At 65.5% G+C, this 9,455-nt stretch carries 8 protein-coding genes; 7 read left to right on the top strand and 1 reads right to left on the bottom strand.

The window, feature by feature from the left end:
- Positions 1 to 129 precede the first annotated feature (129 nt).
- From FUT88_RS23745 to FUT88_RS26980, 3 genes are read left to right on the top strand one after another with little or no spacing between them, the layout of a single operon-like run.
- Entirely contained in the window at positions 130 to 546 is a 417-nt protein-coding gene (locus tag FUT88_RS23745; RefSeq protein WP_027679670.1) for a MarR family winged helix-turn-helix transcriptional regulator, read from the top strand.
- Between the two features lie 55 nt (positions 547 to 601).
- Positions 602 to 994: a tautomerase family protein gene (locus FUT88_RS23740; RefSeq protein WP_147218758.1), complete on the top strand. Its 393-nt coding sequence runs from the start codon at positions 602 to 604 to the stop codon at positions 992 to 994.
- 47 nt (positions 995 to 1,041) lie between these two features.
- Positions 1,042 to 1,176 (top strand): hypothetical protein, encoded by a 135-nt coding sequence (locus tag FUT88_RS26980; protein WP_004632518.1) that lies wholly within the window; start codon positions 1,042 to 1,044, stop codon positions 1,174 to 1,176.
- Between the two features lie 4 nt (positions 1,177 to 1,180).
- Here the strand turns inward: FUT88_RS26980 and FUT88_RS23735 are convergent, their stop codons facing one another.
- Positions 1,181 to 2,200, bottom strand: a complete 1,020-nt coding sequence (locus tag FUT88_RS23735; RefSeq protein WP_147218762.1) for a GlxA family transcriptional regulator — start codon at positions 2,198 to 2,200, stop codon at positions 1,181 to 1,183.
- Between the two features lie 88 nt (positions 2,201 to 2,288).
- Here FUT88_RS23735 and FUT88_RS23730 point away from each other — a divergent pair, with 88 nt between their 5' ends.
- The 4 genes from FUT88_RS23730 to FUT88_RS23715 form a co-directional block, all read left to right on the top strand.
- Positions 2,289 to 3,431, top strand: coding sequence for an acyl-CoA dehydrogenase family protein (locus FUT88_RS23730; protein ID WP_147218760.1), 1,143 nt, complete (start codon positions 2,289 to 2,291; stop codon positions 3,429 to 3,431).
- A 27-nt stretch (positions 3,432 to 3,458) separates the two neighbouring features.
- The gene (locus tag FUT88_RS23725) at positions 3,459 to 4,664 is read left to right on the top strand and encodes an acetyl-CoA C-acetyltransferase (protein WP_147218885.1); all 1,206 of its coding nucleotides are present in this window, start codon (positions 3,459 to 3,461) and stop codon (positions 4,662 to 4,664) included.
- A gap of 13 nt (positions 4,665 to 4,677) precedes the next feature.
- On the top strand, positions 4,678 to 6,804 hold the full coding sequence (locus tag FUT88_RS23720) for a 3-hydroxyacyl-CoA dehydrogenase NAD-binding domain-containing protein (protein ID WP_147218883.1): 2,127 nt from the start codon (positions 4,678 to 4,680) through the stop codon (positions 6,802 to 6,804).
- 258 nt (positions 6,805 to 7,062) lie between these two features.
- On the top strand, positions 7,063 to 9,455 hold a 2,393-nt coding region (locus tag FUT88_RS23715), incomplete at its 3' end, for a diguanylate cyclase domain-containing protein (RefSeq protein ID WP_147218881.1).

The following is a 9,455-nucleotide window of genomic DNA, read 5'->3' as shown; positions in this document are numbered from 1 at the left end:
TTGCTTACTTTTCTTTGGCAAGACAAAGAAAAGTAAGTCGGTCCCGGCAGGGAACGAAAGGGGGGTGGACCACCAACACAAAAAAACAAGTTGCATATCTAACCATCATCCCCTACCATCCACCTCACCATGTTCGACCACTGCCTCTACTTCAACACCACTGCCCTGGCCCGCAAGCTCGACCGCGTCTGGGCAGACGCCTTTGCGCCGTTCGATCTCACGCCGCCGCAAGGCTTCATGCTCCGTGCGATCGTCGATCGCCCGGGCATGCTGCAAAGCGAGTTGTCGGAAGCCATGTCGGTCACGCGCCCCACGGCAACGCGCGCGCTGGATGGGCTGGAAAGCAAGGGCCTGATCGAACGTCGCAAGACGGAAGCCGACGGCCGCGAGACCGCCATTTTCCCGACGCCGGAAGCCGTCAAGATCGGTGCGGCGTTGAACGAGGCCAGCGGCGCCGTCACCGCAAGGTTGAAGCGCGTGCTGGGCAGTACCGAATTCACCGATACGGTGACGAAGATCCGAGGTGTGCGCTCTACCCTGACATGAGCGTCCATTTTTTTTGGCCATGTAGTTGCATTGCTAACTAACAGGAGAAACCATCATGCCCATCCTCAACGTCAAAGTCAGCGCCAAACGTTCTGCAGAAATGACGCAGAAGATCGCCGGCACCTTGCTCGAACTCACCTCCCGCATCCTCGGCAAGGACCCGAAGGTCACGGCCATTGCCATCGACTATGTCGACCCGGAAGACTGGATCGTCGGCGGGCAGACGCTGGCCGCACAAGGCAAGAACAGCGTCTATTTCGACATCAAGGTGACGGACGAAACGAATACCAAGGCCGAGAAGGCGCAGTACATCGCCGCGGCGTTCACGGCCTTTGCCGAGCTGCTCGGCAATCTGCACGAAGAGAGCTATATCTATGTGCAGGACGTTCGCGCCGCAGCTTACGGCTACGGCGGCAAGACGCAGGAATACCGCTACCAGCACGCGTAAATGTGCCGGCCGCACCGCTCCCCACCCAACAACGATCAGGTGACATCATGAACCGCATGAGCGCTTTCTTCGCGGCCAGTTGGCTGGCCGCCGCGTTGCTGTACTTTGGCCAACATTCGTTGCCGCTGACCGCGCTCTCGGGCGTGGTGTTGCTGGCCGGCTTCGATCTGCTGCGTCCGTGAAGCTTCAGCGGGTGCGGTGCTGCGCCCGGTATTGCAGCGGACTGCAACCGCGGCCGGCAGAAAACGCGCGGCTCAGTGCGCTGACGCTGCCGTAGCCGCATTCATCGGCAATGTGATCGAGCGGCTGCCGGCCGGTTCGCAGCAGAAACGCGGCCAGTTCCAGCCGCAGCGTCGCCACGTAGCGCCGCAGATTGCTGCCGGTGGCGACGGCAAAGCGGCGCGTCAAGCTGCGCTCGCTCATCGCTGCCTGGGCGGCCAGCTCCGCCAGCGTTGGGGGCGCTGCCAGTTCCCGTTCGACGATGTCCTGGATGGCGAGCACGGCCGCATCGCCGTGGCGCTTGAACTGAGCCGTCCACACGGCCATGTGTTCGTATGACGGCAGGGATTGCGTGAGCGCCGTGCGCAACATCCGCCGCGATGCGCCGGCCCCGCGGCAGTGATCGATGACGTACGCGCAGGCGTCCACGGCGGGGTTGATGCCGCTGACGGTGATGATGCGGCCATCCACCGCAAGCGGCCGGTCGGGCGTGTAATGCACGTCGGGAAAATGCCGTGCAAACCAGGCGCGCTCGCTTGCCAGCCCGGTCGCTCTACAACCATCCAGCAATCCAGCCTTGGCGAACAGCGGCGCCGCGTTCATGCCAACCACCAGGGCGCCAGCCTCATAGCGCCTGCGCAGCCACTCGGCGAGGCACGCTTCTTCCGCATCCAATGTCGCCTCCGGGGCGAACTGTGCGGGCACGATCACGACGTCGTAGGGCGCATCGGTCAGCGCGGCGGTGGCGGGCACAGGCATATCGCCAAAGCTTCGGACGGCCGCCCCATCGGCGGACAACACATCGATGTCGAAGAGCCGGCTGCCCATCACATCCACGCTGCGCGCCTGCATGGTGCCCGCCACCAGCAGCATCTCCTGGGTCAGAAACACGTAACCCGCAAACAGGCGCGGCGGCAGCAGGATGGCAATGCGCGCTCGCGTGTGCAAACCGGCGCGTTTGGAGGCAGCTTTCGGCTGGCGCTTCATATCAAGAAAGTGGCGATCCGGATCAACCGGAATTGTCGCGGCCTTGTTGAAATACGGCAACCCATCCGCCGCCCATTCCGGAGCCGCCATGATTGCCCGTACGCTGTTCGACGCTGAACACGACACCTTCCGTGAATCCGTCCGCCGCTTCATCGACGCCGAAGTCCTGCCCCACCACGAGCGCTGGGAAGACCAGGGCTACGTCGACCGCGCCATCTGGGAAAAAGCGGCCGCCGCCGGTTACCACTGCGCCAGCATGCCCGAGGCCTATGGCGGCGCGGGGGCCGACATCCGCTACAGCACGGTGCTGATCGAGGAGATTGCCCGCACGGGCGCCACGGGCCTGGGCTTCGGCCTGCATTCTGAAATCGTCGCGCCGTATCTGCTGCACTACGGCAGCGAGGCGCTGAAACAGCACTACCTGCCCAAGCTGGCGAGCGCCGAGATGATCGGCGCGATTGCCATGACCGAACCCGGCGCGGGCTCCGACCTGCAAGGCGTGCGCACCACCGCCACGCGCAGCAGCGACGGCAGCCATTACGTGCTCAACGGATCAAAGATCTTCATCACCAACGGCTGGCACGCGGACGTGGTGATCGTCGTGGCGCGCAGCACGCCCGAAGGCGGCGCCAAGGGCACGAGCCTCTTTGTCGTCGACACCAGCATGGACGGCTTCAGCAAGGGCAAGCGGCTGAAGAAGGTCGGCATGAAGGCGCAGGACACCGCCGAGCTGTTCTTCGACAACGTGCGCGTGCCGGCCGCCAACCTGCTCGGCGAAGAGCATCGCGGTTTTGCGTACCTGATGCAGGAACTGCCGTGGGAGCGCCTGCAGATCGCCATCGGCGCCATCGCTTCGGCCGAGGGCGCGCTCGAATGGACGCTGCGCTACGTGCGCGAGCGCCAGGCCTTCGGCAAATCCATCCTCGATTTTCAGACCGCGCGCCACGCGCTGGCAGAACTGAAAACCGAAGTGCAGATCGGCCGTGTGTTCGTCGACCAGTGCATCGCGCTCAAGCTGGCCGGCAAGCTCGATGCCGCCACCGCATCGATGGCCAAGTACTGGACCACCGACCTGCAATTCAAGGTGATGGACCGCTGCGTGCAGCTGCACGGCGGCTACGGCTACATGTGGGAATACCCCATCGCCCGCGCGTGGGCCGATTCTCGCGTGCAGCAGATCTACGGCGGCACCAACGAGATCATGAAAGAGCTGATCGCCCGCACCCTTTAACGAGCACGACCTTCAGGACGCAACGCTATGGAAGCCTATATCTACGACGCCGTTCGCACCCCGCGCGGCAAGGGCAAGAAGGACGGCAGCCTGCACGGTGTCACGCCGCTGCGCCTGGCCGCAACCGCACTGCGCGCCATCCGCGATCGCAATCAGCTCGACACGGCATTGGTGGACGACGTCGTGCTCGGCTGTGTGGAACCGGTGGGCGAACAAGGCGCGTGCATCGGCCGCGTGGCAGTCCTGTCCGCCGGCTATGCCGAGACGACGGCCGGCGTGCAGATCAACCGCTTCTGCGCCTCGGGCCTGGAGGCCTGCAACATGGCCGCTGCACAGGTGATGGCCGGGCAGAGCAACTTCGCCATCGGCGGCGGCGTGGAGAGCATGTCGCGCGTGCCGATGGGTGCCAGCGGCGGCGCATGGCCTGTGGACCCGGCCGCGGCCATCCCGCTGTATTTCGTGCCGCAAGGCGTGTCGGCCGACACCATCGCCACCAAGTGGGGCTACAGCCGCCATGACGTCGACGCCTACGCCGCCGAGAGCCACCGCCGCGCGCATGCGGCCAGCACCGCTGGCTGGTTCACAGGTTCGATCGTGCCGGTGCGCGACCAGAACGGCCTGACCATCCTCGACCGCGACGAGATGATCCGCCCGCAGACCACCGTCGACACACTCGCGCAGCTCAAACCCTCGTTTGCGGAATTGGGCGAGCAATACGGCTTTGACGCCGTGATCCGCCAGCGCTATCCCGAACTCGAACGCATCGAACACGTGCATCACGCGGGCAACAGCTCGGGCATCGTCGATGGCGCCGCAGCCGTATTGATCGGCAGCCGCGAGGCCGGCAAGCGCGCGGGCCTCAAACCGCGTGCGCGCATCCGCAGCTTTGCGAGCATCGGCTCGGAGCCGTCGATCATGTTGACCGGCCCTTCGTACGCGGCCGAGAAGGCACTGAAGCGCGCCGGCATGTCGGCGGCCGACATCGACCTGTACGAACTGAACGAAGCGTTCGCCTCCGTCGTGCTGCGCTTCATGGAGGTGCTGGCCGTGCCGCATGACCGCATCAACGTCAACGGCGGGGCCATTGCGATGGGCCATCCGCTCGGCGCCACAGGCGCCATGATTCTCGGCACGCTGCTCGACGAGCTGGAACGGCGTGGCGCAAGCACGGGCCTGGCCACGCTGTGCGTCGGCGCCGGCATGGGCACCGCCACCATCATCGAACGCGTTTAAGGAGCGTGCTGACATGATCGACATCACCATCGACACCGACGGCATCGCCACGCTCACGTGGGACCAGCCGGGCCGTGCACAGAACGTGCTCAACGGCGAAACCTGTGCCGCCTTCTTTGCCGCCATCGACCGCGTATGCGCCGATGCCAGCGTCAAAGGCATTCTCGTCACCTCCGCCAAGGCGGACTTCATTGCCGGCGGCGACCTTGAATGGCTGCAGGCCAGCGACGATGCAGCCACGTTGTTTGAACGCACGTGCGAACTGCACCGCATGCTGCGCAAGTTGGAAACCTGCGGCAAGCCGGTGGCCACCGCGCTGCCGGGCTCGACGCTGGGCGGCGGGCTGGAGATTGCGCTGGCCTGCCACTACCGCGTGGCCGCCGACAACGCCCGCGCGCGCTTCGGCCTGCCCGAAGTCACGCTCGGTCTCTTGCCGGGCGGCGGCGGCACGCAGCGTCTGCCGCGCTTGATTGGTGCGCAGAAGGCGCTGCCGATGCTGCTTGAAGGCAAGCGCATCAACGCGGCAGACGCGCTCAAACTCGGCATTCTCGATGCGGTCGTCAATGCGGGCGACGAGGCCGATGCCGCGCGCACGTGGCTGCTCGGCGAAGGCCAGACCCGCGCGCAGCAACCGTGGGACATCAAGGGCTACAAGGTGCCCGGCGGCGGCATCGCCAGCCCCGCCGTGCAGCAGCTCTTCACCGCGGCCAACGCCATGCTGCGGCAGAAAACCTACGGCAACTATCCGGCCGCGGCGAGCATCCTGTCGTGCGTGTATGAAGGGCTCATCACCGATCTTGATACGGGGCTCAAGACCGAGGCGCGCTACTTCGTGCAGGCGGTGCTGTCGCCGGAGGCACGGGCGATGATCCGTACCCTTTTCTTCAGCCTGAACGCCGCCAACAAACTGGCCGCACGCCCCGCCGAGGTGCCCGCGCGGCGCTACGCCAAGATCGGCGTGTTGGGGGCCGGCATGATGGGCGCCGGCATCGCCTACGTCACCGCCAAGGCAGGGTTGCCCGTCGTGCTGCTCGACACCACGCAAGAAGCCGCCGAACGCGGTAAAGACTATTCACGCAAGCTCGTCGAGAAACAGGTACAGCGCGGCCGTCTGCATGCCGACGAAGCTGAAGCGCTGCTCGCGCGTATCCAGCCGACCACGTCCTACGCCGACCTGGACGGCGCGGGGCTCGTTGTTGAAGCGGTGTTCGAGCAACGCGACATCAAGGCCGACGTGACACGCCAGGCCGAGGCCGTGCTGTCGCCCGATGCCATCTTCGCGTCCAACACATCGACGCTGCCGATTACCGGTCTGGCAGAAGCGAGTCAGCGCCCAGGCAACTTCATCGGGCTGCATTTCTTCTCGCCGGTCGACAAGATGCCGCTGGTGGAGGTGATCGTCGCAAGCCAGACCACGCGGGCGACGCTTGCGCAGGCGCTCGATTACGTCAAGGCCATCGGCATGACGCCCATCGTCGTCAATGACAGCCGCGGCTTTTATACGAGCCGCGTGTTTTCGACCTACGTGCTCGAAGGCCTGGCGATGCTCGCCGAAGGCGTGGCGCCTGCGCTGATCGAAAACGCCGGGCTGCTGGCCGGCATGCCGGTGGGGCCGCTTGCGTTGATCGACGAGGTTTCGAGCGAACTGATCCACAAGGTCAACCAGCAGACCCGCGCCGACCTGGGGGTCGCCTACATCGAGCGCCCGGGCGAAGCCGTGGCCGAGCGCATGGTCGCGCTGGGCCGCATCGGCCGCAAGGCGGGCCGCGGCTTCTACGACTATCCGGAAGGCGGCAAGAAGATGCTGTGGCCCGGGCTGGCGACCGAATACCCCAACGCCGCCGCGCAGCCCGACGTGCAGACGCTGGTCGACCGCCTCATCACCGTGCAGGCCGTGGAGACGGCGCGATGCCTGGATGAGCGCGTGGTGACCGATCCGCGCGATGCCGATGTGGGCGCGCTGCTCGGTTGGGGGTTCCCGGCATTCCGTGGGGGGCCTGTGTCGCATATCCATCGCGTGGGGGTGGGCGCCTTTGTCGAACTGTGCGACCGGCTCGCGGCAGAACACGGCCGCCGCTTTGCGCCCCCTGCCCTGTTGCGTGACATGGCAGACAAGCAGGCCGCGTTTTACGAACGCTGACCCTGCCGGCGCCCGCGTGCCTTCGGCCGCGCGGCGCCTCTCTCTGCAGGCGTTGCGCCGCACAAACAGCAACCAAGGGTAAGTCCGGGTTTTACCTGCCCCGGGCAAACGATTGCGCTCCTGCTGCCCTGCCTCCACGGTCGGGTTAAGACACATGGGGCCCGCTCCGATATAGAGTGAGAGGCACATGAATTGCCGACACCCAGGCACGCTGCGCGCGTGCCCTAGGCAACTGGACACGCAAACGCTGGAGTGGGGATGCCCGCAGAGCAATCGAAGGCTTCTTCTGATAGCACGACCGAGACAACACCGCGGCAAGGATGGCGGCAGAGGTTGCTGTCGCCGCTGAACATCGGGGCAGCGGTGGTCCTGCTGTTCATCTGGACGTTCACGTTCCATCAACTCACACAAGAACGCGACCGGCTGATCCGTGATGCGCAGGCGCGCACGCAGGTCGAAGCACGGGCATTTGGCGAGTACTCGCTCGGCAGCGTGCGGCGCGTGTCCGAATTCCTGCTCGATCTGCGCGCGAGCTGGCTATCCGGTCGCGACGTGTTCGACCACGTGATCCACGAGCGGCAGGAAGCCGTGCGCGACCTGACCTTCCAGGTGGCTGTGATCGACGAGAACGGGATGCTCGTCTACTCCAGCATCGGCCCCACGACAGAACGCCTCGACCTGAGCCAGCGCGAGCACTTTCGCGTGCACAAGGAATCCGGCGGACGCGACGTGCTGTTCATCAGCGACCCGGTGCAGGGCAAGGTCTCGAAAAAGTGGTCGATCCAGTTCACGCGCCCCATCCTCAGGGCGGGCCAGTTTGCCGGCGTCGTGGTGGTGTCGGTCAGCCCGGAACAGTTCGCGAGCTTTGCCAATACGCTCGCCATCGGCAAGGACGGGGCTGCCACCATCATCCGCGAGTCCGGTCAGATCCTGGCCCGCGTGCCGAACCCGACTGCAGGTATCGAAAAGCCGCCGCGCCGCCGGCAGTTCAACAAGCCCGGTGCGCAGGACACCGGCAGCTACCGCGTGGTGTCGGGCACCGACGGAGTGGAGCGCATCATCGGCTATCACCATGTGCCGGAGATCGGGCTGTACTTCCTGGTGGGCGAGTCGGTCGTCTCGGTGCTGGCGCCTTACGACGGCTACCGGCGCACCGCGCTGGTCGAGGCGGCGGGCTCCACCCTGCTTCTCGCGCTGCTGTATTTCACGCTGCGCCACCAGGGAGCCGAGCGCAAGCGGCACATGGAAGACATGCGCCTGGCGTCCATGGTCTATGCATCGAGCAGCGAAGCAATGATGGTGATGACGCTCGACGGGCGCGTGATCGACGTGAACCCGGCCTTTACCGTCACCACGGGCTATTCGGCGCAGGAGTTCAAGGGCCAGTCCAGCGACGCGATCCGCTCCGAATGCAACGAGCGCGCCGTCATCGACGCCATGCGCGAGGGCGTCTCCACCAGAGGCACGTGGAGCGGCGAGTACCTGATCCGCCGCAAGGACGGCAGCGAGTTCCCCGCGCTGCTCACCATCGACACGTTTGCAGACAGCACGCTGGGCGAGCCACGCCGCGTTGCGCTCATCCACGACATGACGGAGAAGAAGCGCGCCGAAGAGGTCATCTGGCGGCAGGCCAACTTCGACGCGCTCACCGATCTGCCCAACCGGCACATGTTCTACAACCGCCTGCGCCAGGAGATTGCACGGGCGCGCCAGACGTCGACACAACTGGCGTTGCTGTTCATCGATCTGGACCGTTTCAAGGAAGTGAACGACTCGCTCGGCCATGACCAGGGCGACATCCTCCTCAAGGAGATCGCCCGGCGCATCTCGGCCATCGTGCGCGGCACCGACACGGTCGCGCGGCTGGCCGGCGACGAGTTCACCATCATCCTGCCGGACCTGCCCGATGCCCCAGCGGCCACACCCATCATCCGCAGCTTGCTCACGCGCATTGCCGCGCCGTTGCAGCTGGGCGAGGAAAGCGTGGAAGTGTCGGCCAGCATCGGGGTAGCGCTGTATCCGCGCGATGCCGACACCGCTGAATCGTTGCTCGTGTGCGCAGACCAGGCCATGTTTGCGGCCAAGAGCGCCGGGCGCAACCAGTGGGCCGTCTTCACCCCGGCCTTGCAGCGTGCCGAACAGGAACGCCTGCGCGTGACCAGCGACTTGCGCGTGGCGCTCGCACACGGCCAGCTGGCGGTGCACTACCAACCCATCGTCGATCTGGTCACGGGAAAGGTTTGCAAGGCGGAGGCGCTGACCCGCTGGACGCATCCGGCGCGGGGCGAGATCGATCCGGCAGACTTCATTCCGGTGGCAGAAGACAGTGGGCTGATCGTCGAGATCGGAAAGTGGGTGCTGAACCAAGCGCTGGACCAGCTCACGCACTGGCACGCCACCCTCGACAACACGATGCAGGTGTCGGTCAACAAGTCGCCGCTGGAGTTCCGCGCGCACCAGTCGGGCACCGAATCGTGGCCGAAGGTAGTGGAGCGCCGGGGGCTTGCGCCGCACAGCCTCGTCGTTGAAATTACCGAGGGCTCACTGATGGCCGACAGTGCAGAGGTGATGGAACACCTGCACGAATTCCGGCGCGCGGGCATCGACATCGCGCTCGACGATTTCGGTACGGGGTATTCGTCGCTGTCGTA

Source organism: Ralstonia sp. TCR112 (assembly GCF_007997035.1).
Classification (GTDB): domain Bacteria; phylum Pseudomonadota; class Gammaproteobacteria; order Burkholderiales; family Burkholderiaceae; genus Ralstonia; species Ralstonia edaphi.
This window is presented reverse-complemented; position numbering and strand designations above follow the sequence as displayed.